Source organism: Bradyrhizobium sp. AUGA SZCCT0182, assembly GCF_018130185.1.
In the GTDB taxonomy this organism is placed as follows: Bacteria; Pseudomonadota; Alphaproteobacteria; order Rhizobiales; family Xanthobacteraceae; genus Bradyrhizobium.
Map to the genome: position 1 here is coordinate 74,131 of NZ_JAFCLY010000018.1, position 20,939 is coordinate 95,069.

The window sequence follows — 20,939 nt, forward strand, 5'->3', positions numbered from 1 at the left end:
GACCAGGTCAAAAGCCCGGCGGCAAGGGTGCCTTCAGCCACTTCTCGGACAGTTTGGCGATGTCGCCGGACGTCTTGGCCTGCGCGATGATCTCGTTGAGCTTGGCCAGCAGCTTCGGCTCTTCCTTGTTGAGCCCGATGAAGCACGGGCTGTCCTTGATCACGAATTTGAGCGCGGGCGCCCGGGCCGGGACCTTCTCGGCGATGGCGGCGGCGACCGTATTGCCGGTCGCGATCAGGTCGACCTGCCCGGATACGAAGGCGGCAATGGTGGCGTTGTTATCCTCGAAACGCTTGATGGTAGTGTCAGCCGGCGCGAGCTTCGTCAGTTCCTGCTCCTCGATAGCACCGCGGGTGGCGCCGATCGTCTTGCCCTTGAGCTCGTCGGCCGATGCTAACTTGATTTCCTTGGTACCGAACACGCCGGAGAAGAACGGCGCATAGGCGACGGAAAAGTCGATCACCTTCTCGCGCTCGGCATTCTTGCCGAGGCTGGAAATGACGATGTCGGCCTTCTTGGTCTGCAGATAGGGAATCCGGTTGGCGCTGGTGACGGCGATGATATCGACCTTCACCCCGAGCGCCTTGCCGATCAGGTTGGCCATGTCGATGTCGTAGCCCTGCGGCTTGAGATCGAGCCCGGCGGAGCCGAACGGCGCAAAATCCTGCGGCACTGCAACCTTGATGACCTTGGCCGCCATGATCGAGTCCAGCGCGTCGGCATGGGCCGGCGTGGTCAGCGCGGCGGTGGCGAGCGCGAAAGCCGCGGCAAGCATCGATTTCCTAGACAGCATCCTATGTCCCCTGTGCATCGCGACATCGCCGGTCGGTTTGGTCGATGTCTTCGGATCCCCTTCGCAGTGCGGGACCCTGCCCGATGCTCAACGATCAGGCAATGCCCCGCGTTGCTCCTTATTTTGTCATCGCCTGCCTCGGAATTAGCCTGCGGTACGGCACTCCGAATGACAACTTCACGCCCAAATGATACACATCCCGCCATTCCATGCAGGGTTGCGGCCAGCTACTCGCCGCGAAACGCCAGGATCAATTGAACCAACCGTACCGACAGGGCGACATAACAAATCGTCATCGCGATCTGGTACGCGACGTGCCAGTTGACCTTTGCCAGCTTGTACAGGCCGTCGATAAAATTCAGGAGCAGGAGTATCACCCCGAACAACTCGACGCCGCGCCCGACGAGGCCACTGCTTAAAAGTCATGGCGTAAATAGCCGAACAGGACGATCGCCGGCTCATTACTCGAAACGTGCGCGCCGGCCGCACGATCAACGTTCCTACGATCATTTTTTCGACGTGCGAAAATATTTCCCTGGAAGCCGGCTCGATACGATCGGCATAGAATGACAGCCATCCGGCTCTGATCTCCGCCATGGGTTCTCCTCAGCTCGCAATAAAAATCGGAGCTCCAATACAGCGGGTCAGCGACCGGGAAGCAAGCAAGCGACCTGTCTGACCTTTGAGAGCGATAATCTTCAATCACCAGGAGAGGAAAAACAGATGCTACGTGTCATCCTGACTGCAACCACCCTGTTGTGCGCGTCGCAAGCGTTCGCGCAGGAGCTGACTGCCGCACAGCGCGACGCCTGCATGGGCGATTACGAGAAATATTGCAAAAGCGTCACGCCAGGCGGCGGGCGGATCATCGCCTGTCTCTCCAAGGAGAGCGACAAGCTCACACCTGCTTGCAAGAAGGTATTGCAGGCAGCGGAGAAGAAATAGACGCGCGGTCTGAGACGCATCCGCCGCACCTTCCAGAAGAAACCTGAACACCGACCAAGATAAATCCAGGGAGAACGACATGCGTGCTTTTCTGCTCATTGCAGCCGCCCTGCTCGCCTTTGGCACCACCATGACCTTTGAGTCGACCGAGGCCAACGCAGTGGTCTGCGCCCGCGGCGTCGTTCGCGCCGGCTGCGCCGGAGCTCGGGGTGCGGTCGTCGTCAAGAAGCCGGCGGTCGTGTGCCGCACCGTGATCGTCAACGGCGTGAAGGTTCGCCGCTGCACCTGATCGAAGCTGATCCCGCGCAAAACTGAAGACATCTGCACCTGCCGGCCGCGACTACCGTCATTGGCGGCACCACAGCCGGAACTTACCATTCCCTGTTTTGCCGGATCGCGCATGATGTGCCAGCATTGGACGCTTCGAAGTTCAATGGCTGTGAATCCGGGATGAAGAATTTTTCAATCGCATTGCCATTCTGGGCCCGGGCGTTCCTGCTGGCGGGCCTTGCCGGCATTGTGCTCGGCGCCGGCCTCATCGCCTATCGCTTCTACGACAGGCCGACGGTGCTGAGCGTCGCGGTGGGCTCGTTCGACGGCGAAGCGGCCAAAGTCGCGTCCGTCATCGCCGCCCGGCTGGAAGCCACCAAATCCACGGTCCGTTTGAAGATCGTTCCGACGGACAACGTGCTCGATTCCGCAAAAATCTTTGCCGAGGGAAAGACCGACCTTGCCATCGTGCGCGCCGATGTCGGCGATCTCTCGCTGGCGCGGAGCGTCGCGCTGGTCACCAAATCGGTCCTGATGATCCTGGCGCTGCCGGGATCGCAGGTGACCAGCATCGAGAAGATGAAGGGCCACACGGTCGGCGTCGTCGGTGGCGAGATCAACCAGAAGATCGTCGAGGCCCTGAAAAAGGAATATGACCTCGGCGACAAGGTGATCTTCAAGAACATGGCGCCGGCGGATACGCCCCGCGCGATCCAGTCGAAAGCGGCGAGCGCGTTCGTGCTGGTCGTCCCGCTGAGCGAAAAGTACCTTTCCCTGGTGAGGCGCTTCTTCCGGGGCGGGCATAATTCCTTCCCCGCCTTGATCCCGGTTGAATCGGCCGGCGCCATCGCCGATGTCGAAGGTGCCTATGAAAGCTTCGATATTCCGCAAGGCACGCTGCGCGGCAGCCCGCCGGTGCCGGATGCCGATCTGACCACGCTCCGCGTCGCGACGTATCTGGTGGCCAACAAGAAACTCGACCCGGACACGATCACGACGCTGACCCAGGCGCTGGTCACTGCCCGCAACGATCTCGTGCGCGACCAGCCGCTGCTGGCCGGGCTGACGGCACCCGATACCGATCCCGGCGCCTATATCCCGGTCCATCCGGGGGCCGCGGCCTACTATAACGGGACCCAGCAAAGCTTCATGGATAAGTACGGCAACTGGATTTACCTGACGCCGATGGTGCTGGGCGCACTGGCCTCGATCTTCGCAACCGCGTGGCGGTTTCTTGGCGGCCGGCAGGAACCCGCCGAGACGACGTTGCGCAGCCTGTTCGCCTTGCCGCGGCGGATAAGGGAAGTGAAGAGCGAGGCCGAACTGACCGAGATCGAAAACCAGGTCGACCAGGCACTGGATGCCGAGATGGCCAGCGCGATCAGAAGCGAGAACGCGCAGGATATTTCGACGCTGGTTTCAATGGCGCATCGGCTGGAAGATTCGATCTATCGCCGCCGGCAAATGCTGGCGGAGGGGCCTGCCGCGAAGCAGAGCTAGCTCCGGGCGGCGTCCCACGGGCGAGGTCCGCCCGGTCCGTTTTCGCAATTTTTTGGTGGCGCCATTCCCCGGTCCGGTTTAGGGTGGCTCCAACTAGTAAGTATACTGTCAATTAGGGAGGGGTACCGTGCGTATCGCCGTCATCGGCGGAGGCCCCGGCGGTCTCTACTTCGCCTATCTCTGGAAGCGGCGTCATCCGGACGCAGAGATCGACCTGTTCGAGCAGAACCCCGAAGGCGCGACCTGGGGTTTTGGCGTCGTGTTCTCCGAACAGGCGCTGGAATTTTTGCGCGCCGACGACCCCGAGACGGTCGATGCGATCACGCCGCGGATGGAAAGCTGGAAGAACATCACGCTCAATTTGCGGGGCGAGAGCGTCGAGATCGACGGCGTCGGCTTTTCCTCGATCGGCCGGCTCGAATTGTTGACCATTTTGCAGCAGCGCGTGCGCGCCGCCGGCATCACGCCGCGATACGACACCATCATCCAGTCGCTGGACGAACTCAAAGGTTATGACCTGATCGTCGCCGCCGACGGATTGAACTCGCTGGTGCGCCGCAACTTCGAAAAGGAGTTCGGCGCCTCGGTCTCGCATTCGACCAACAAATTCGCCTGGTACGGCACCAGCAAACGTTTCGCCACGCTATCGCAGACCTTCGTCAAAACCGACATCGGGTCGTTCAACGCGCATCACTACCGCTATGCGCCTGCCATGAGCACCTTCCTGGTCGAATGCGACGCGGCGACCTGGCAGGCCTACGGTTTCGAGCACAAGACCATCGAACAATCGCAGGCGATCTGTGAAGAAATATTTGCCGATACGCTCGACGGCCATTCGCTGGTGTCGAACAAGTCGGTATGGCGCAATTTCCCCTGGATATGGAACGAGAACTGGTCGCACGGCAACATGGTGCTGATCGGCGATGCCCTGCACTCGGCGCACTTCTCGATCGGCTCGGGAACAAGGCTCGCGATCGAGGACGCCATCGCACTGACCAAGGCGCTGGAGGCGGAAGCGGACATTCCCGCGGGCCTTGCCCGCTACCAGGGCGAACGCAAGCCAATCGTGAAGAAATTGGTGACGGCGGCGCGCACCAGCGCCGACTGGTACGAACATTTTCCCGAACACATGAAGCTCGATCTGATGGATTTTGCCTACAGCTACATCACCCGCTCCGGGCGGGTCGACGATGCGCGCCTGCGCGCGATGTCGCCGGCCTTCATGGCGCGCTTTGAGGCAGCAAAGAACAGCTGGAGCCGGTCATGATGATCGACGATCAGGTACCTCTGGAAAATCACGGCGCGCGCGAAATCGGTTTCGCGATCCCGGAGCGCTACAACGCCAGCCGCATCCTGTTCGACAATCTCGTGCACGGCCGCGGCGAACGCCTGGCCCTGACCGGACCTGCCGGCACGCGCAGCTATGCCGAGCTGTGCCGCGAGGCCTCGCAATGGGGCCACGGCTTCCAGTCGCTGGGGCTGAAGCGCGGCGACCGCATCCTGATGTTCCTCGACGATACGCCCGCTTACCCGGCCGCATTCTTCGGCGCGGTACGCTCCGGCTTCGTGCCGCTGTTGATCAACACCCTGACGCCGCCGGACCTGCTGCAATTCTATCTCTCGGACGCCGGTGCCGCCGTCGCGGTCACCGATGCCGAGTTCACTTCCAGATTCGACGCTGTCGCCTGCAAGGACACGCCGCTGCACACGCTGGTCGTGGTCAACGGCACCGCCGGCGAACACGCCGTTCCGAAGACGCTTGCTGCCGATACCTGGCTGAAGGCCTTGCCCACCGAACTCGCGGAGGCTGATACACACCGCAACGAGATGGCGTTCTGGATGTACTCGTCGGGCTCGACCGGACGCCCCAAGGGCATCGTGCATCTGCAGCACGACATGGCCTACAGCGAAGCTGCGTTTGCGCGCAACGTGCTCAAGCTCGGGCCCGACGATATCTGCTTCTCGGTGCCGAAGATTTTCTTCGCCTATGGCTTCGGCAATTCCATCACCTTCCCGTTCTCGGTCGGCGCCGCCACGCTGTTGCTGCCCGGCCAGCCGAAGCCCGCTGCGATCTTCGAGGCGATCGGGCGCTACCGCCCGAGCGTGTTTTTTGGATTGCCGACGCTCTACACCTCGCTGACCAAGGCCGACGGCGCAGCGGCCGCGGACTTTTCATCGTTGCGGATGGCGCTGTCCGCCGCCGAGGTGCTGTCGGGAGAAGTGTTCAACGGCTGGAAGACGCTGACCGGCCTTGAAATCATTGAGGGCCTGGGTTCGACCGAGGCACTGCACATCTACCTTTCCAACCGGCCCGATCACAAGAAGCTCGGTGCGGCGGGGCTGCGTGTCCCCGGTTATGAAATCGCGCTTCGGGACAAGGACGGCCGCGACGTCGGCGACGACGAGGAAGGGATCATGTGGGTGCGCGGCGATTCCAACACGCCGCTGTACTGGAACCGGCCGGACAAATCAGCGGAGACGATCCGCGAGGAGGGGTGGATCTACACCGGCGACCGCTTCGTCCGCGATGCCGACGGCTTCCACTTCTTCCGCGGCCGCGCCGACGACCTGATCAAGATTTCCGGCCAATGGGTCTATCCGCTCGAAGTCGAGCTGTGCCTTGCCGAACACCCCGACGTGCGGGAATGCGCCGTCTTCGCCGCCGAGCTGCCGGACCGGCGTATGACGCTGAAGGCGGTGGTGGTGATGAATCGCAGCGGCTTCGATGCCAACGATGCAACGAAGCGGCTGCAGGATTTCGTCAAGGCAAAGCTGTTGCCTTACAAATATCCGCGCGAGGTGCGATTCATCGAGGAGTTGCCGAAGACCGGTACGGGCAAGATCGACCGGCAGGCGCTGTTGAGGATGTAGCAACACCCTCAGTGTCGTCCCCGCGAAGGCGGGGACCCATACGCCGCGGCCTATCGTTTAAAAAAGGTGCCGGACGACTTTCGCGCAGCACAGACACTGGTGGTTATGGGTCCCGGATCGCGCTTCGCTTGTCCGGGACGACGAGGTTGAAAAGGCTAAACCCCATGGAAAACACTCCGCTCCACGGCGGTTGTCTCTGCGGTTCGGTTCGTTATGAGATCAGCGCGCAACTCGGGATCGCCGAACATTGCCATTGTTCGATGTGCCGCAAGGCGCACGGTGCGGCGTTCTCCACCAACGCGCTGGTTCCGACGGAAGCACTGATCCTGACGTCCGGTGCAGAGTTCATCTCAGAATACCAATCGTCGCCTAACCGCGAAAAGTGCTTCTGCTCAAAATGCGGTTCGCAGCTGTTCATCCGGCGCCTCGACCATCCAGAGTCCACGGTCGTCACCCTCGGCACCGTCGATGGTGACCCGCACACGCGGCCCGAGCGGCATGTCTTCGTGGCTTCGAAGGCGCCGTGGTACGATATCGCCGACGTGCTGCCCCGGTTCAAGATTTACCCGGGTTTCGAACCGCAGGACGATGCGCCGTCGGCCTGACGCTCCCTCAACCCGACTTGCCCAGGTGCTCGAGCGCGTCCTCGGCGCGCAGCGGCACCCGCGAGGCCTCGTTGTTGAGATCGACGAGCTGTGTCATCAGCGTCAGCAACACCTTGCGGTCGGCGGCCTTCAGCGGCTGCAGCATCCGCGCCTGTGCGCGCTCGACCGATGGCATGATCTCGCGCAGCGTGGCGGCGCCCGCCCTGGTCAGATAAAGCAGTTTTACCCTCTTGTCTTCCCGCCCGGGCTTGCGCTCGACCAGGGCTTTGGATTCCAGCCGCTCGATCACGTTGCCGAGCGTCGAGCGGTCGAACGCGATCACCGCCGAGAGCCGCGTCGCGTCGATGCCGGGATGGGTGTGGATCGAAACCAGCGCGGCATATTGCACCGGCGTCAGGTCGAAGGCTTTGCATTCCTCGACAAAGATCGCGACCGCGATCTGCTGCATGCGCCGGAACAGATAACCGGGCGCCGCATAGACGGCGTCCATGGTGATGGGCGTGGGCTTACTCGGCATCGGGCTGCTTGTCCGGTGCGGCGTCGGCGAACGCCTTGATTTCCTTTGCCGCGGCTTCGGCCTGGAGCAGGCGCGGATAGGCCGCGACGTCGACGCCGAAGCGCCGCGCATTGGCAAGCTGCGGCACCAGGCAAAGATCGGCGAGCGTCGGCGCAGATCCAAAGCAGAACGGCCCAGGCTCGCCCGCTATCAGCGTTTCGCAGGCCGAAAGCCCCTCGCGATTGGCCCACGCCGCCCACTCCGTCACTTTCTCTTCCGCCAGGCCGAGCTGGCGCAGCCGGGCCAGCACTTTGAGGTTTTGAACCGGGTGGGTGTCGCAGGCCAGCGCCTGCGCAAAGGCGCGCACTTTGGCGCGGCGCAGCGGATCCTTTGGCAGCAGCGGTGGCGTGGGATGGGTCTCGTCGAGCCATTCGATGATGGCGAGCGACTGGGTCAGCACGGTGCCGGCGTCATCTTCCAGGGTCGGGACCAGTCCTTGCGGATTGATCGCGAGATAGGTGGGCGCGCGTTGTTCGCCGTTGCGAAGGTGATGCGGCAGGTGCTCAGTGCTCAGGCCCTTGAGATTGAGCGCGATCCTGACCCGGTAGGACGCGCTGCTGCGGAAGTAGCCATGCAGCTTCATCGGAACCTCCCGTCATTTTGTCATGTGGGCCCGAAGGCCGCATTGACGCTATCCATATTGTAAGTATGCTGTCAATCAAGCGAGATGACAAGAACCGGACGAACAAGACTAACGGGAGGCTATCCATGGAAGCCGTGCAGAAGACCCCGGAACGCGAGGCGTTCTACAAGAAGATCGATGGCGAGAACCTCTCCGCACTCTGGAACGTGATGGGCGATCTGATCACGCCCGAACCACGCAGCGCCTGCCGGCCGCATCTGTGGAAGTTCGACCAGATCCGCGACTACATGACCGAGGCCGGCAAGCTGATCACCGCCAAGGAAGCTGAGCGGCGGGTGCTGGTCTTGGAAAATCCGGGCCTGCGCGGCCAGTCGAAGATCACGACCTCGCTGTTTGCCGGCGTGCAGATGGTGGTCCCCGGCGACGTCGCGCCGGCGCACCGCCACAGCCAGTCGGCGCTTCGTTTCGTGCTCGAAGGCAAGGGGGCGGCAACCGCGGTCGACGGCGAGAAGACGCTGATGGAGCCCGGCGATTTCGTCATCACGCCGTCGATGACCTGGCATGATCATTCCAACGAAACCTCCGAGCCGATGTTCTGGCTCGACGGACTCGACATTCCGATGGTGCAGTTCTTCGATGCGTCCTTTGCCGAAGGCTCGAACGAGGACCAGCAGAAGATCACTCGCCCCTCCGGCGACAGCTTTGCCCGCTACGGGCGCAACCTCCTACCCGTCGACGAGAAGCGAAAGTCGAAGACCTCACCGATCTTCAACTATCCCTACAGCTACACCCGCGAGGCGCTGGAGCAGGCCAAGATCCGCAACGAATGGGACGCCTGCCACGGGCTGAAGCTGAAATTCTCCAACCCCGAAACCGGCGAATTCGCGATGCCGACCATCGGCACCTTCATCCAGATGCTGCCGAAGGGTTTTAAAACGGCGCGCTATCGCTCCACCGACGCGACCGTGTTCGCGGCGATCGAGGGCAAAGGCCGAACGCGGGTCGGCGAGCAGACGTTTGAGTGGGGCGCACGCGATCTGTTCGTGGTGCCGAGCTGGCAATGGGTCACCCACGAGGCCGATGTCGATTCCGTGCTGTTCAGCTTCTCCGATCGTCCGGTGCAGCAGAAACTCGATTTGTTCCGCGAAGACCGCGGGAATGCGTGAGGGAACCACCGCTGTCGTCCCGGCCTTGAGCTCAGATGCGCAATTGCGCATCGGGGGACCCATAGCCACCGGCCTTCGTTTGGCGGAAGGCGTTGGCTACCTCGTCCCATCGATAGATCACGCGGTATGGGTCCCGGCTCAAGGCCGGGACGACAGGTTTGCTACTTTGTTTGTAACGACGACACCTACCGCCAGTGCAGCAGTCTTGCCTCCAGCAGATTGATCCCCTTCCCCACCACCAGCCCGAACACCGACAAGATCACAACGCCGGCCAGCAGCTGATCGGTTTGCATCAGATTGCCGGCCTGCAGCACGAAGGCGCCGATGCCGTATTGGGCGCCGATCATTTCCGCGCTCACCACCAGCAGCAGCGCGACCGACGCCGTGATGCGAAAACCGGCGAGGATCGAGGGCAGCGCGCCCGGCCAGATCACGCGGCGCACGATCAGGTGGAACGGCACATTAAAACTCTGCGCCATCCGGATCAGATTGCGCGGCACCGCATCGACGCCGCTATAGACCGAGATGGCGGTGGAGAAAAACACGCCGAGCGCGATGGTCGCGATCTTCGGCTCCTCGCCGATCCCGAGCCACAGGATCAGCAGCGGCAGCAACGCGATTTTGGGAATCGGAAACAGCGCCGAGATGAAGGTGATGCCGACGCCGCGCGCCAGCGTGGATAACCCGATCCCGAAACCGACGATGATACCGGCAGCCGTGCCAAGGATCCAGCCCGATCCAATCCGCATCACCGACCAGGACAGATGCTGCCAGAGCGCGCCCGACAGCGCGAGCTTGTAGATCGCCGCAACGATCGCCGAGGGCGGCGGCAGGAACAGCGCATTGACCCAGCCGGCGCTGCCCGCGAGTTGCCAGAACCCGATCACCAGCGCCAGCGCGATCCAGCCCGAATAACGCCCCGCGCTCGGCGTAAAGCCCGCGCCGCGAAACGCCACCGGCCGCGGCCTGGTCTCGTCCTGCGTCCCCTGCGGCGCGCGGTCAAGCATGCTGGACCTCACGCTCGGCGTCGATCGCCTCCTCACGGATCAGCGACCACAGATCATTTTGTATCGCGAGCAGTTTTCCGCGGGCATTGATGTCGCCGCGTTCATCGCGCGTCATCGGGATGGTCACGACCTCGCGGACGCGGCCGGGACGACGCGACAGCACCACGATGCGGTCGGCGAGCCGCACGGCTTCTTCGAGATTATGCGTCACGTAGACCGCGCCCATCGAACCATCGGCGAGCAGGCGGATAAAATCCTCCATCAGCAGTTCGCGGGTCTGCGAATCCAGCGCCGACAGCGGCTCATCCATCAGCAGGATCGCGGGTCGCACCGCGAGCGCCCGCGCAATGCCGACACGCTGGCGCATGCCGCCGGACAATTGCTTCGGGTAGGCGCCGCGAAAATCGGTGAGCCCCGTGCGGCGCAGCGCGTCGTCGACCACGGCGCGGCGCTCGCTTATCCCGAGCGCCGTATGCACCAGCGGAAATTCCACATTCGCTTCCACGGTACACCACGGCAGCAGCGCAAAATCCTGGAACACGAAGGTCAGCGGGTTGAGGCTGCCCGCCGGCGGCGCGCCGCGCAGTTCGGCCCGGCCCTCGCTCGGCCGCAACAGGCCGCCCAATATCGACAGCAGCGTACTCTTGCCGCAACCGGAGGGCCCGACGATCGCCACCACCTCGCCCGCGCGCACGGTGAACGAGACCTGATCGAGCACGTCCAGCGTACCGAAGCGGTGGCTGATATGGTCGGCGATCAGGTCCATTTGGCTGCCCGTTCGAATCCTTGCACCACTGCGCTCCCTCTCCCGCTTGCGGGGGAGGGCTGGGGTGGGGGTCTCTCCCCACGGCAGGCTCGCCGAGTGGATAGACCTTCCCCCACCCGCCGCGCTCTAGCGAGCGCCATAGCCGAAGCACAGCTTCGGCGTTCTTATCTAAGCACGGCCGCCAACGGCGGCCTATGCTCCCCCGCAAGCGGGAGAGGTAACCTCAAATCAATCCGCCTTCACATATTCCTTGGCGATGATCGCATCCACGCCAAATCCCTTGTCGACGAAACCCTGTTCCTGCAGCCAGCTGATCTGGTTGGCGACGTTCTTGACGTCGAGTTTGCCGTCGGGATCGATATAGGCGCAATTGCCGACCACCTGCTCGACCGGCAGATTGGTGTACTTGGCGATGATCTCCAGCAGCGGTTTTGTCTTGTCGTTGATCGCGGCCTTGCCGTCCTTCACGGAGGCCAGGATCACGTCATGATATTCGCGGTCGGCGCGGACCAGCGCGCCCAGCAATTTCGTCACCAGCGCAGTATTGGTCAGTGTCTTCGGGGAAGCGAACACAGCACCGAGCTGCCACGGCGTTTCGTCGCCGACCCAGCCGAGCAATTTGGCGCCATCGGAATCCATCAGCGTGCGCGCGGTGGACACCGGCAACAATGCCGCATCGACGGTCTCGCCCTTCAGCGCGGCGGCGGCATTCGACAGCGACTGCAGCGGCAGCACCTTGATGTCCGCGAGCTTGAAGCCGTATTTGTCGGCGAGCAGGCCCAACGAATAATGGAAGCTGGAACCGACCTGGGTCACCGCGATGCGCTTTCCCGCAAGATCCTTCGGTGTCTTCAGCCCGGCGGCATAGGCGTTGTTGCTGGCGAAGTAGCCGATCAGGGGATAGCCGGCCTTCTCGCGGCTCATGCCGCCGATCACTTTCAGCGTGCCCTTGCCGGCGAGATTATAGAGCCCTGCGGTGACCGCGGTGACGCCGAAATCGACGTCGCCCGACGTGGTCGCCACCGCGATCGGCTGTGCCGCGTCGAAGAATTTCAGTTCGATGTCGAGGCCGACCTCGCGAAAATAGCCCTTGTCCTGCGCGATGAACACCGGCGCCGACGAAGACAGCCTGAGCACGCCGATCTTGGCCTTCAGCGCATCATCGGCCCGCGCGATGCCGCTTGCCGCGATCGCCAGCAGGGCAGCCACAGCAAGCCGTGCAAATCCCGTCATTCCGTTTCCTCCGTAACTTCTCTTACAGCCCTTCGGGCACGTTCTGGCCGCGGCCAATAAAAGCGCCCTGTTGTTGCAATGCTTGTTGCAACTTTTCAACGGCAATGTCGCGTGGAATCGTGTTGCCTGATAGCGCCAGGTCGGCAGCGATCCCAACCGCCTCGCCCATCACAAAGCAGGCACCGGAAACCCTCGCCGCCGACTGGCCGTCATGGGCCATCGAGGCGCAGCGCCCGGCCATCAGCAGATTGTCGATGCCCTCGGGCACCAGCATCCGATACGGCAGCTCGTTGAAGCCACGTGATTCCGGGATCGGCGGGAACTTGAAGACCACGTCACCCGCGACATGGGATTCCATCGGCCAGCCATTGACACCGATGGAATCCTCGAACGAGGCGCAGGCCAGCACGTCCTCTCCGGAGAGCATGTAGCCGCCGACAACGCGGCGGGTCTCGCGAATGCCGAGCTGCGGCGGCAGATCGACGATGTAGGATTTTTCGAAGCCAGGCACGGTGCGCAGGAACTCGAACGCCCGCACCGCCTGGCGGCGCCCCTCGATCTCGCCGCGGGTCATATCGTCAGGCTCAAGGCCATTCACCGCCGTGCCGTCCTCGCGCGCGAGCTGGGTAAAGTTCACCCGCCATTCGACGGCGTGGCGCTGTGGCCGGACGATCGCGGCCTTGCGCGGAAACTTGTGCGTACCTGCGGCCTCGGCCTTTTCCATCAGCGCCGGAATGGTCTGCCAGGCATTGCCGGCTCTTTCGGGGTCGATGCCGTTGAGACGGAACATCATCGATGGGTAGAGCATGCTGCCGGCATTATCGCCGACCTCGAACGGCGCGCCGGCCCAGGCCGCGAGATCGCCGTCGCCGGAGCAATCGATGTAGATGCCCGCGCGCACCGCCTGCCGGCCTGCCTTGGTCTCGACCATCAGCCCGTCGATGTGCCTCTCGTCATGCATCACCACGCCGGCACCGAGCGCATGAAAGAGAATGTCCACCTTGTGGGCGGCGAGCAGATCGTCGGCCGCGATCTTGTAGGCCGCGGTGTCATAGGCCTGTGCGAAGATCTTGCCCAGGATCAGATGCGGCGCGTTGAGCCCGCCGAGCCGGTCGATCCGATCCAGCAGTTCGGTCGCAATCCCCTGCACCACCCGATGCATCTCGCCATGGACATTGGCATGCAGTCCGCAGAAATTGGTGACGCCCGCCGCCGTGCCCATGCCGCCGAGGAAGCCATAGCGTTCGATCAACAGGGTACGGCGGCCCGCGCGCGCGGCGGCGACCGCAGCCGCGATGCCGGCCGGACCGCCGCCCAGCACGACGACGTCATATTCACCATAGAGCGGAATTTGGCGCGCAGGCTCGGTGATGGTTTTGGAGGGCAATTTGGGGTTCCCGGCCGAAGCGCCGGCATCATGCCCTTCACGGGCGATTTTGGCTACGTGTCTAACGGTTGAAATAGTGACGGAAGACATTGCTCCCGCCGCGCGGAATTGAGAAAGTGGGGACGAAAGGACTGACCGGTTTGAGAATCCTCCTTTCCCTCCTGCTCGGACTCATATTCGGCGCGGCACCTGCGCTGGCGGAAGTGGAGCAATGCCGGTTTATCCAGGCCAAGCCCGAGCGCGAAGCCTGCTACACGCGGCAGGAAGCGGCGCTGGCGGCCAAGCGCAAGCCCGAGCCAAGCGCCATCGACACACGCAGCACGGACGCTCGGATGATCGAATCGCTGCAGCAGATGCGGCGCGACGATGCCGAGGTGTACCGGAGTGTGAACGGCATCTGCCGGGGCTGTTGAGCAACCCCGGCGACGCGGCTCGGTCAGTTTTTGAACTTGCGCGCGGTGCAGCCGTACCAACCTTCCAAGTCGGTCCAACCCCTTCCCCTCGCAAAATCCTTGCAGTCAACATAGTTGGTGAGCTGCTTCCATGTCCTGGAGTCTGCCTGCGACACAGCAGCCGGTTTCTTCGCGTCCTGGGCATTCGCCGGTGCGCTTGAGATGATTGCGGCGGCTAATCCCGCTAGGAAGAGGGACGATGCTCTCATGGCTGTTTCCTCCGGCCTTCTCGGACGGCGAATGCGTCCCGGCGCAAATGAGTGTGCACGGCGGTCCGATAAAATTCAAGGTTGAGCCGAACGGCTATGCACCCTTTTGGAATGCGCAGCGATATTGCCGTCTATATCCGACCAGCCCATTTAGCCGCGCGCTTTTCGGCGAACGAGGCCAGCCCTTCGGACGCCTCCGATGTCCGCCGCCGGTCCGAATGCATTTTGACCAGCCGCGCATAAGCGTCGTCATCGACGCTCATGCCGCCGAATGAACTCTCCAGCGCCAGCGTCTTGGTTTCGGCCAGCGCCTCGGGGCCGTTGGCCAGCAATTGCTCCACGACCTTTGCGCCCGACGCTTCAAGCTCCGCCAGCGGCACCACCTCATGCACCAGACCAATACGGCGCGCGTCTTCGGCGCCGAACCGCTCGCCGGTCAGCGCGTAGCGGCGCACCTGACGGACACCGATGGAATCGCAGAGCTGCGGAATGATGATCGCGGCCGTCAGCCCCCAGCGAACTTCCGTGATCGAGAACAGCGCGTTGTCGGCGGCAATCACCACGTCGCAAGCCGAAATCACGCCGGTGCCGCCGCCGAAACAGCCGCCCTGCACCAGTGCCACCGTCGGGATCGGCAGCGTATTGAGCCGCTGCACCACCTCGAATGTGGCCTGCGACACCGCCTCGTTCTCTTCAGGCGATTTCGGCCGTACGCCATTGATCCATTTCAGGTCGGCACCGGCCTGAAAATGCTTGCCGTTGCCCTTCAGCACCACGACGCGAAGGTTGGGCTTTTTGCCCAGTTCATCCATCGCCGCCAGCACGCCATTGATGAGGCCGGCGTCGTAGGCGTTGTTCACTTCCGGGCGATTCAGCGTGACCGTCGCGACGCCGCGTTGATCGAGATCCCACAAAACCGGATTGGCAGACATTGACGGTCCTTTTTTGGTTGCAGTTGTCGTCAGGCAATATGCCGACCCACCGGCGATTGATCTATCCTTTTCCGTGATGCCTGCGATGCAAACGGCATCGGCGGTTGCGCTGCGGTGCCAGCTTGTGGAAACTGGCACCTTACGGTTCCCCTCAGCAGGACATCAACTCGATGCGGATATGCGTTTTCGGTGCGGGCGCCGTCGGCAGCCATTTCGCGGTGCGGTTGGCGCTGGCCGGACACGACGTTTCCTGCGTGATGCGCGGCCCGCACCTCGAAGCCGTGAGGGCCAACGGCCTGACGCTGCGTGTCGGCGAGGCCGAGTTCAAAGCCAAAGTGACCGCCTCCGACGTCGCGGCTGATCTAGGTCCGCAGGATGTCGTCATCAGCACGCTGAAGGCGACGGGGGTGAGTGCGCTTGCCGCCGGTCTGCAACCGCTGTTGCGCGATAATACCGCCGTGGTTTTGGCCCAGAACGGAATTCCCTGGTGGTACGATATCGGGCTTCCCGCAAAACATCCGCCGACGCCCGATCTCGGCTTCCTCGACGCGAACAGCCAGCTGCGTGCCGCGATACCCAGGGAACGGATCATCGGCGGCGTCGTCTATTCATCCAATGAGATCATCGCGCCTGGTGTAGTCGCGAATCTCTCACCTGATCGGAACCGGCTCCTGATCGCCGAATGCGACGACCGCCACAGCGATCGGATCTCGCGAATGCGCGCCGCATTCAATGAAGCTTCCATCGAATCGCCCGATGTCGCCGAGATCAGGGAAGCGATCTGGTCCAAGCTCCTGACCAACATGTCGATGTCGGTGCTGTGTCTGCTCACCGGCCAGACCGCCCGCGGCGTCCGGGACGAGCCGGCGCTCGCCGAGGTGATCCCGCGTTTGCTGGATGAAGCCAACAGCATCGCCCAGAGCTGTTACCCGGAGGTCAAGCGCGTCACCCGAACCGGCCCGGCGCCCGCCCACAAGCCATCGATCCTGCAGGATTTCGAGCTCGGCCGCGCCATGGAGATCGACGTGCTGGTCCGCGCACCCGCCGCATTCGCGCGGGCGGCCGGGCTTTCGACGCCGATGCTCGATTTGATGGCGGGACTCGCGATTCGCCAGGCGCGCGACAAGGGGCTTTACCGGACTTGAACACCACGCGCGGAACACGCCGAACAAAGAGGGCTTCAACATGAACGTCAAAGGCAAGGTCTGTGTCGTTACCGGCGCCGCAAGCGGCATTGGCGAAGCGGTCGCGCGTGCTTATGCCGAGGCCGGCGCGCGCGGCGTTGTCGTCGCCGACCTGAAAACCTCGCGCGACCGGCTGGCGAAAGTCGCCGGCGACATCGACGGATTGGCTGTCACCGCCGACGTCGGCCTTGAAGAAGACGTCAAGGCGCTGATCGCAGCCGCCGAGGACAAATATGGACCCGTGGATGTGTTCTTCTCCAACGCCGGCCTGTCGCGCAAAGGACAGGAAGGCGCGTCCGACGCGGACTGGGACGTCAGCTGGCGGGTCCATGTCATGAGCCACGTGTTCGCGGCGCGCGTGCTGGTGCCGGCCATGCTGGCGCGAGGATCAGGCTATCTGCTCAACACCGCATCTGCCGCGGGCTTGTTGGCGTCGCTGAACTCGATGCCCTACGGCGTCACCAAGAATGCCGCGGTGGCGCTCGCCGAACATCTCGCCATTCAATATGGCGACCGCGGCATCCGCGTGTCGGTGCTTTGCCCGCAGTCGGTACAAACAGGCATGACGACGCCCGGTCCCAGCGCCGCGCGGGTCGATGGCGTGCTGCAGGCGCCCGAAGTCGCACGCATGGTGATCGAGGCGATGGAGGCCGAACGGTTTTTGATTCTGTCGCACCCGCAGGTCGCCGAATACATGCTGCGCAAGGCTTCCAGCCGGGAGCGCTGGCTGGCCGGCATGCGGCGGCTGCGAGACAAGATCTACGGCCCGCCGCAATCGGCCTGAAGCCTTCTCAACTCTTGGGCGCAAACGGCGCCAGCAGGCCGGTATAGTCCTTGGCGCCCGGCAGCGCGTAGGAACCGCGCCGCGATGTCTTGAGCTTCAGGCCGACCAGCGCTTCGGCCTGCTTCACCGCGGCCGCGACGCCGTCGACGACGGGAACACCGAATTTTTGCGAAAGTTTTGCGGCGAGATCGGCCATCCCAGCGCAACCGAGCACAATGGCTTCCGCGCCCCTGTCCAGCGCCCGCGCAATCTCGGCGTCGAGCTTCTCTTCCGCGCCGGAGCCGGGCTTTTCGAGATCGAGCACCGCGACATTGCAGGCGGTGACCTGCGCGCGTTCCGCAAAGCCGTAACGCCGCACCAGCTCTTCCAGCGGCACGATCGAACGCGGCAGCGTGGTCACTATTCCGATGCGTTTTGCCAGTTGCCCCGCTGTCACCAAGGCGGCCTCGCAAATCCCGACCACTGGAAACGGTGCGACCGATCGCGCCGCATCGAGGCCGGTGTCGTCGAAGCAGGCGATGATGCCGGCATCGGCATCCCTTGCATTCAACAGCGCCTGGATCAAGCCGGGAACGGCGAAGGCCTCGTCATAAAATCCCTCGATCGAGACCGGCCCCATCGCCGACGTCACGTCGACGATCTCGGTGCCTGATGCCGCGACCGCGCGCGCAGCCTCGCCGATGGTTTTCGTCATCGACGCGGTCGTATTGGGATTAACGATGAGGATCTTGGCCATTCGGCCTGATTAGCATCCGCTGCGCCGTTCTGCCAATGCTATCCTGCGTCGATCTTGCCGGCCCACGCCGCGAACGCATCCAGCACCTCGGTCATCACCTCGCGGTCGTTGCGGCCTGAACTCTTCAACACGTGGAAGGAATGATCGGCTTCCTTCACGAGATGCAGCGTCGCCGGCTTGCCCAGCTTCTTGACCACGGGTTCGAGCAGGCTCAATTCGGCCAGCGCATCGCGCGTTCCCTGCAGGAACAGCATGGGTATATCGACCGCGGCGAGATGTTTGGCGCGGTCGCTGGACGGCTTTCCCGCCGGATGCAGCGGAAAGGCAAAGAAGGCGAGCCCGCGAACGCCCGGCAAGGCATCGATCGCCTGCGCCTGCGAGGTCATGCGCCCGCCGAAGGATTTGCCTCCCGCGATCAGCGGCAGCCCGATGTAACGTCGCGCCGCTTCCGCCACCGCGGCCCGCACGGCGGCGTGCGCCACACCAGGCGCATCCGGCCGTTTGCTGCCCTTTTCCATATAGGGGAACTGATAGCGCAGCGTCGCGATGCCGCGGTCGGCAAGACCTGTCGCAATCGTCTCCATCGAGGCATGGGCCATGCCGGCGCCTGCCCCATGCGCGAACACGTAACACGCGCGCGCCTGCGGCGGATGGATCAGCAACGCGGACACCGGGTCCGCAGAGGTGATTTCGATTTTGAGCGGTTGCGCTGTGGCGGCTTTCAAATCGGCGATCCCGGGTTATGCTATCGCTTGATTCTACATTCAGGGGCGGCGCGTGCAAACGCGCGAACCCACCCGGCGGATTCGAAAACGGCGCCCTTCCGCTCCCGCAAAATGGAACGACCCGCGAAACCGGCTTTATGGACAGCCGAGTTATGCTACTATAAGATGGCGCAATATTTGATCGCACGCCAAGGCTGAGTACGTGTTTGGCGATTTTTTAATGAGATACGCATATTTCGCGCTCAGGCGGCGCAATTGAACAAGGGGCTGATCATGCGGGGCAGGACAAAAATTGTTATCGCAGCCTTGATCGCCGCCGCCGGTTACGTCGCCTTCAAGGACGACATCGCGAAACTCTGGGAAAACCTTCACGTCAGGATCGCGGAGTACCCGCAGCCGAAGAAGACCGTCTGGCTCGACCAGGGCATCAGCAAAGAAAAACTCAGTTGGTTCTATCACGCCGACCAGGGAACGCGGACCTTCGGCATGCCCTTTGAATGGTTCATGGCCCTGGAGCAGCCGACGATTCCGTGGCTTGTCTTCACCGAGGCTGACCCGTTGAGCGACCCGGCCTATCTCGATCGCTACGGCTTCATTCCGGACACCATCATCCCCGGCAAGAAGGCGCTTCCGATCGGCATTGCGCAGGGCGGTCCGATGCTCGACCCGTCGGGCGCGCCATGGCGCAATCCACGCAGCAAGCAGGACATGACCGGCGTCGGCCTGACCTGCGCGGCCTGCCATACCGGGCGGTTCACCTACAAGGATACGGCTGTCATCATCGATGGCGGGCCGGCGCTGACCGATCTGTTCAAGCTGAAGCAGGGAATGGGCGTGGCGCTGCTCTTTACGCGACTGATCCCCACGCGCTTCGATCGGTTCGCCGAACGGATCCTGGGGCCGGACTCGGCGGTCGCGGATCGCGAGATCCTGAAATACCAGATCGACCAGGTCCTCACGCAATTGAAGGCCGTCAAGAATCTCGAGGAGGCCGTCGCTTCCCAGAGCGTCCTCGAAGGCTATGGCCGGTTGGACGCGCTGAACCGGATCGGCAATCAGGTGTTTTCAATCGACCTGAAGAAGCCGGAAAACTACGCGGGCTCCTCGGCGCCGGTGCATTACCCGCGGATCTGGAACACGCCTTGGTTCGATTGGGTGCAGTATAACGGCTCCATCATGCAGCCGATGGTACGCAATGCCGGCGAATCGCTGGGCGTATCGGCGGAGCTCAATCTGCTCGACCCGTCGAAGGGCCTGTTCAAATCGAGCGTCAACGTCGACAGCCTCAACGAAATGGAGCAAATGATCGCAGGCGATCCGCCGAGCCTGGAAAAAGGCTTCTCGGGCCTGAAGTCACCGCGCTGGCCGAGCGACATCCTGCCGCCGATCGACGAGAAGCTCGCGGCCCAGGGCGGCGAACTCTACAAGGTGCATTGTCAGGAATGTCACCGTCCGCCGGTTTCGACCAAGGCGTTCTTCGATTTCAACAACAAGGATTGGTGGACCAAGAACGAGGTCGGCCAGCCAGTCCTGAAGATCGAAAACATCCCGATCGAGCACATCGGCACTGATCCGGCCCAGGCGGCGGATATGATCGCCCGGACGGTCGCGACCCCACCGCATCTCGGAATCACCGAGACCGGATTCGGATTCGCGCTCGGCAAACTGGTCCAGAAGACCGTCGACGTCATTTATGACCAGCGGAAACTGGACGAGAAGCAACGCAATGCCCTGAACGGCAACATGCCCAACGAAATCCAGGGCAAGCTTGAATACAAGGTCCGTCCGCTGAACGGCGTTTGGGCGACCCCGCCCTATCTCCACAACGGTTCGGTTCCAAACGTCTACGCGCTGCTGTCTCCGGTCGACGAAAGGCCGAAGAAATTCTATCTCGGCAACCGCGAGTACGACCCGGTGAATCTCGGCTACAAATACGACAAGCTCACCAACGGCTTCGAATTCGACACCTCGATCCGCGGAAACTGGAACACAGGCCACGAATTCGCTGACAAGCCGCCGAAAACCAAGGGCGTGATCGGCAAGAAACTGGCTCCCGACGAGCGCAAGGCGATCATCGAGTACCTCAAGACGCTCTGAGACATGATGCCGCGCAGGCCGGACCGACTCCGGCCGCGCTGCAACACGCTTGCGGAAACGAACGGCCGCGACCGTGCGCAACCCGCCCATGCGGTGGCGCGATTGACGCTTCCAGCGCTTTGGTCTGATGTAGGCGCA

Annotated in this window: 22 protein-coding genes; 11 read left to right on the forward strand and 11 right to left on the reverse strand. The window is 62.8% G+C overall.

Translation table 11 applies throughout. The features are described 5' to 3' along the window. Positions 1 to 7: 7 nt before the first annotated feature. Positions 8 to 793, reverse strand: a complete 786-nt coding sequence (locus tag JQ611_RS19985; RefSeq protein WP_212466368.1) for a transporter substrate-binding domain-containing protein — start codon at positions 791 to 793, stop codon at positions 8 to 10. 227 nt (positions 794 to 1,020) lie between these two features. After that, entirely contained in the window at positions 1,021 to 1,170 is a 150-nt protein-coding gene (locus tag JQ611_RS41795; protein WP_249133304.1) for a hypothetical protein, read from the reverse strand. 346 nt (positions 1,171 to 1,516) lie between these two features. Between JQ611_RS41795 and JQ611_RS19995 the strand changes: the two genes are divergently transcribed. The 6 genes from JQ611_RS19995 to JQ611_RS20020 all read left to right on the forward strand — a co-directional run bounded on the left by JQ611_RS19995 (position 1,517) and on the right by JQ611_RS20020 (position 6,984). Next, positions 1,517 to 1,738, forward strand: a complete 222-nt coding sequence (locus tag JQ611_RS19995; RefSeq protein WP_212466369.1) for a cysteine rich repeat-containing protein — start codon at positions 1,517 to 1,519, stop codon at positions 1,736 to 1,738. Between the two features lie 79 nt (positions 1,739 to 1,817). Then, positions 1,818 to 2,027, forward strand: a complete 210-nt coding sequence (locus JQ611_RS20000; protein ID WP_212466370.1) for a hypothetical protein — start codon at positions 1,818 to 1,820, stop codon at positions 2,025 to 2,027. Positions 2,028 to 2,188: 161 nt separating this feature from the next. Beyond that, positions 2,189 to 3,508 (forward strand): TAXI family TRAP transporter solute-binding subunit, encoded by a 1,320-nt coding sequence (locus JQ611_RS20005; protein ID WP_212466371.1) that lies wholly within the window; start codon positions 2,189 to 2,191, stop codon positions 3,506 to 3,508. Between the two features lie 127 nt (positions 3,509 to 3,635). Then, entirely contained in the window at positions 3,636 to 4,775 is a 1,140-nt protein-coding gene (locus JQ611_RS20010; protein ID WP_212466372.1) for an FAD-dependent monooxygenase, read from the forward strand. Further along, the gene (locus tag JQ611_RS20015; RefSeq protein ID WP_212466373.1) at positions 4,772 to 6,379 is read left to right on the forward strand and encodes a benzoate-CoA ligase family protein; all 1,608 of its coding nucleotides are present in this window, start codon (positions 4,772 to 4,774) and stop codon (positions 6,377 to 6,379) included. The genes JQ611_RS20010 and JQ611_RS20015 overlap by 4 nt, the downstream gene beginning before the upstream one ends. A 128-nt stretch (positions 6,380 to 6,507) precedes the next feature. Next, positions 6,508 to 6,984 carry a GFA family protein gene (locus JQ611_RS20020; protein ID WP_212466374.1) on the forward strand — a complete coding sequence of 159 codons (477 nt, stop codon included), beginning with the start codon at positions 6,508 to 6,510 and terminating at the stop codon, positions 6,982 to 6,984. A gap of 7 nt (positions 6,985 to 6,991) precedes the next feature. Here JQ611_RS20020 and JQ611_RS20025 read toward each other — a convergent pair whose 3' ends face one another. Both JQ611_RS20025 and maiA read right to left on the reverse strand, forming a co-directional pair. Next, positions 6,992 to 7,501, reverse strand: a complete 510-nt coding sequence (locus tag JQ611_RS20025; RefSeq protein ID WP_212265737.1) for a MarR family winged helix-turn-helix transcriptional regulator — start codon at positions 7,499 to 7,501, stop codon at positions 6,992 to 6,994. After that, positions 7,491 to 8,123 (reverse strand): maleylacetoacetate isomerase, encoded by a 633-nt coding sequence (maiA, locus tag JQ611_RS20030; protein ID WP_212265736.1) that lies wholly within the window; start codon positions 8,121 to 8,123, stop codon positions 7,491 to 7,493. The genes JQ611_RS20025 and maiA overlap by 11 nt, the downstream gene beginning before the upstream one ends. Before the next feature lie 125 nt (positions 8,124 to 8,248). Between maiA and gtdA the strand changes: the two genes are divergently transcribed. After that, a complete protein-coding gene (gene gtdA / locus JQ611_RS20035) occupies positions 8,249 to 9,289 on the forward strand; it encodes a gentisate 1,2-dioxygenase (RefSeq protein ID WP_212414856.1) in 1,041 nt (346 codons plus the stop codon). Between the two features lie 185 nt (positions 9,290 to 9,474). Here gtdA and JQ611_RS20040 read toward each other — a convergent pair whose 3' ends face one another. The 4 genes from JQ611_RS20040 to JQ611_RS20055 all read right to left on the reverse strand — a co-directional run bounded on the left by JQ611_RS20040 (position 9,475) and on the right by JQ611_RS20055 (position 13,682). After that, on the reverse strand, positions 9,475 to 10,296 hold the full coding sequence (locus tag JQ611_RS20040) for an ABC transporter permease (protein ID WP_212265734.1): 822 nt from the start codon (positions 10,294 to 10,296) through the stop codon (positions 9,475 to 9,477). Beyond that, positions 10,289 to 11,062 (reverse strand): ABC transporter ATP-binding protein, encoded by a 774-nt coding sequence (locus JQ611_RS20045; protein ID WP_212265733.1) that lies wholly within the window; start codon positions 11,060 to 11,062, stop codon positions 10,289 to 10,291. The genes JQ611_RS20040 and JQ611_RS20045 overlap by 8 nt, the downstream gene beginning before the upstream one ends. A 228-nt stretch (positions 11,063 to 11,290) precedes the next feature. Then, the gene (locus JQ611_RS20050) at positions 11,291 to 12,295 is read right to left on the reverse strand and encodes an ABC transporter substrate-binding protein (RefSeq protein WP_212386595.1); all 1,005 of its coding nucleotides are present in this window, start codon (positions 12,293 to 12,295) and stop codon (positions 11,291 to 11,293) included. A 22-nt stretch (positions 12,296 to 12,317) separates the two neighbouring features. Then, positions 12,318 to 13,682 (reverse strand): FAD-dependent oxidoreductase, encoded by a 1,365-nt coding sequence (locus JQ611_RS20055; protein WP_212466375.1) that lies wholly within the window; start codon positions 13,680 to 13,682, stop codon positions 12,318 to 12,320. A 116-nt stretch (positions 13,683 to 13,798) separates the two neighbouring features. Between JQ611_RS20055 and JQ611_RS20060 the strand changes: the two genes are divergently transcribed. Continuing rightward, positions 13,799 to 14,095, forward strand: a complete 297-nt coding sequence (locus tag JQ611_RS20060) for a hypothetical protein (protein ID WP_312012041.1) — start codon at positions 13,799 to 13,801, stop codon at positions 14,093 to 14,095. A gap of 379 nt (positions 14,096 to 14,474) precedes the next feature. On the opposite strand, the gene JQ611_RS20065 is transcribed toward JQ611_RS20060, so the two are convergent. Further along, complete coding sequence (locus JQ611_RS20065) at positions 14,475 to 15,275, reverse strand: enoyl-CoA hydratase-related protein (RefSeq protein ID WP_212265730.1); 801 nt, start codon at positions 15,273 to 15,275, stop codon at positions 14,475 to 14,477. 170 nt (positions 15,276 to 15,445) lie between these two features. Between JQ611_RS20065 and JQ611_RS20070 the strand changes: the two genes are divergently transcribed. Beyond that, positions 15,446 to 16,420, forward strand: a complete 975-nt coding sequence (locus JQ611_RS20070) for a 2-dehydropantoate 2-reductase (RefSeq protein ID WP_212466376.1) — start codon at positions 15,446 to 15,448, stop codon at positions 16,418 to 16,420. A 40-nt stretch (positions 16,421 to 16,460) separates the two neighbouring features. After that, positions 16,461 to 17,243, forward strand: coding sequence for an SDR family oxidoreductase (locus JQ611_RS20075; protein ID WP_212466377.1), 783 nt, complete (start codon positions 16,461 to 16,463; stop codon positions 17,241 to 17,243). A 7-nt stretch (positions 17,244 to 17,250) separates the two neighbouring features. On the opposite strand, the gene JQ611_RS20080 is transcribed toward JQ611_RS20075, so the two are convergent. Together JQ611_RS20080 and JQ611_RS20085 are read right to left on the reverse strand one after the other, a co-directional pair. Beyond that, complete coding sequence (locus JQ611_RS20080; RefSeq protein WP_212265727.1) at positions 17,251 to 17,979, reverse strand: aspartate/glutamate racemase family protein; 729 nt, start codon at positions 17,977 to 17,979, stop codon at positions 17,251 to 17,253. 38 nt (positions 17,980 to 18,017) lie between these two features. Continuing rightward, positions 18,018 to 18,704 (reverse strand): alpha/beta family hydrolase, encoded by a 687-nt coding sequence (locus JQ611_RS20085; protein ID WP_212386590.1) that lies wholly within the window; start codon positions 18,702 to 18,704, stop codon positions 18,018 to 18,020. A 273-nt stretch (positions 18,705 to 18,977) separates the two neighbouring features. Between JQ611_RS20085 and JQ611_RS20090 the strand changes: the two genes are divergently transcribed. Next, positions 18,978 to 20,801, forward strand: coding sequence for a di-heme-cytochrome C peroxidase (locus tag JQ611_RS20090; protein ID WP_212265820.1), 1,824 nt, complete (start codon positions 18,978 to 18,980; stop codon positions 20,799 to 20,801). Positions 20,802 to 20,939: the final 138 nt, after the last annotated feature.

Excerpts from the sequence above, each read along its gene's own strand:
- JQ611_RS20075 (WP_212466377.1), top strand. The coding sequence starts at position 16,461 with ATGAACGTCAAAGGCAAGGTCTGTGTCGTTACCGGCGCCGCAAGCGGC.
- JQ611_RS20005 (WP_212466371.1), top strand. The coding sequence starts at position 2,189 with ATGAAGAATTTTTCAATCGCATTGCCATTCTGGGCCCGGGCGTTCCTG.
- JQ611_RS20025 (WP_212265737.1), bottom strand. The coding sequence starts at position 7,501 with ATGCCGAGTAAGCCCACGCCCATCACCATGGACGCCGTCTATGCGGCG.
- JQ611_RS19985 (WP_212466368.1), bottom strand. The coding sequence starts at position 793 with ATGCTGTCTAGGAAATCGATGCTTGCCGCGGCTTTCGCGCTCGCCACC.
- JQ611_RS20090 (WP_212265820.1), top strand. The coding sequence starts at position 18,978 with ATGCGGGGCAGGACAAAAATTGTTATCGCAGCCTTGATCGCCGCCGCC.
- gtdA (WP_212414856.1), top strand. The coding sequence starts at position 8,249 with ATGGAAGCCGTGCAGAAGACCCCGGAACGCGAGGCGTTCTACAAGAAG.
- JQ611_RS20065 (WP_212265730.1), bottom strand. The coding sequence starts at position 15,275 with ATGTCTGCCAATCCGGTTTTGTGGGATCTCGATCAACGCGGCGTCGCG.
- JQ611_RS19995 (WP_212466369.1), top strand. The coding sequence starts at position 1,517 with ATGCTACGTGTCATCCTGACTGCAACCACCCTGTTGTGCGCGTCGCAA.
- JQ611_RS20040 (WP_212265734.1), bottom strand. The coding sequence starts at position 10,296 with ATGCTTGACCGCGCGCCGCAGGGGACGCAGGACGAGACCAGGCCGCGG.
- maiA (WP_212265736.1), bottom strand. The coding sequence starts at position 8,123 with ATGAAGCTGCATGGCTACTTCCGCAGCAGCGCGTCCTACCGGGTCAGG.
- JQ611_RS20045 (WP_212265733.1), bottom strand. The coding sequence starts at position 11,062 with ATGGACCTGATCGCCGACCATATCAGCCACCGCTTCGGTACGCTGGAC.
- JQ611_RS20070 (WP_212466376.1), top strand. The coding sequence starts at position 15,446 with ATGCGGATATGCGTTTTCGGTGCGGGCGCCGTCGGCAGCCATTTCGCG.
- JQ611_RS20080 (WP_212265727.1), bottom strand. The coding sequence starts at position 17,979 with ATGGCCAAGATCCTCATCGTTAATCCCAATACGACCGCGTCGATGACG.
- JQ611_RS20015 (WP_212466373.1), top strand. The coding sequence starts at position 4,772 with ATGATGATCGACGATCAGGTACCTCTGGAAAATCACGGCGCGCGCGAA.
- JQ611_RS20000 (WP_212466370.1), top strand. The coding sequence starts at position 1,818 with ATGCGTGCTTTTCTGCTCATTGCAGCCGCCCTGCTCGCCTTTGGCACC.
- JQ611_RS20050 (WP_212386595.1), bottom strand. The coding sequence starts at position 12,295 with ATGACGGGATTTGCACGGCTTGCTGTGGCTGCCCTGCTGGCGATCGCG.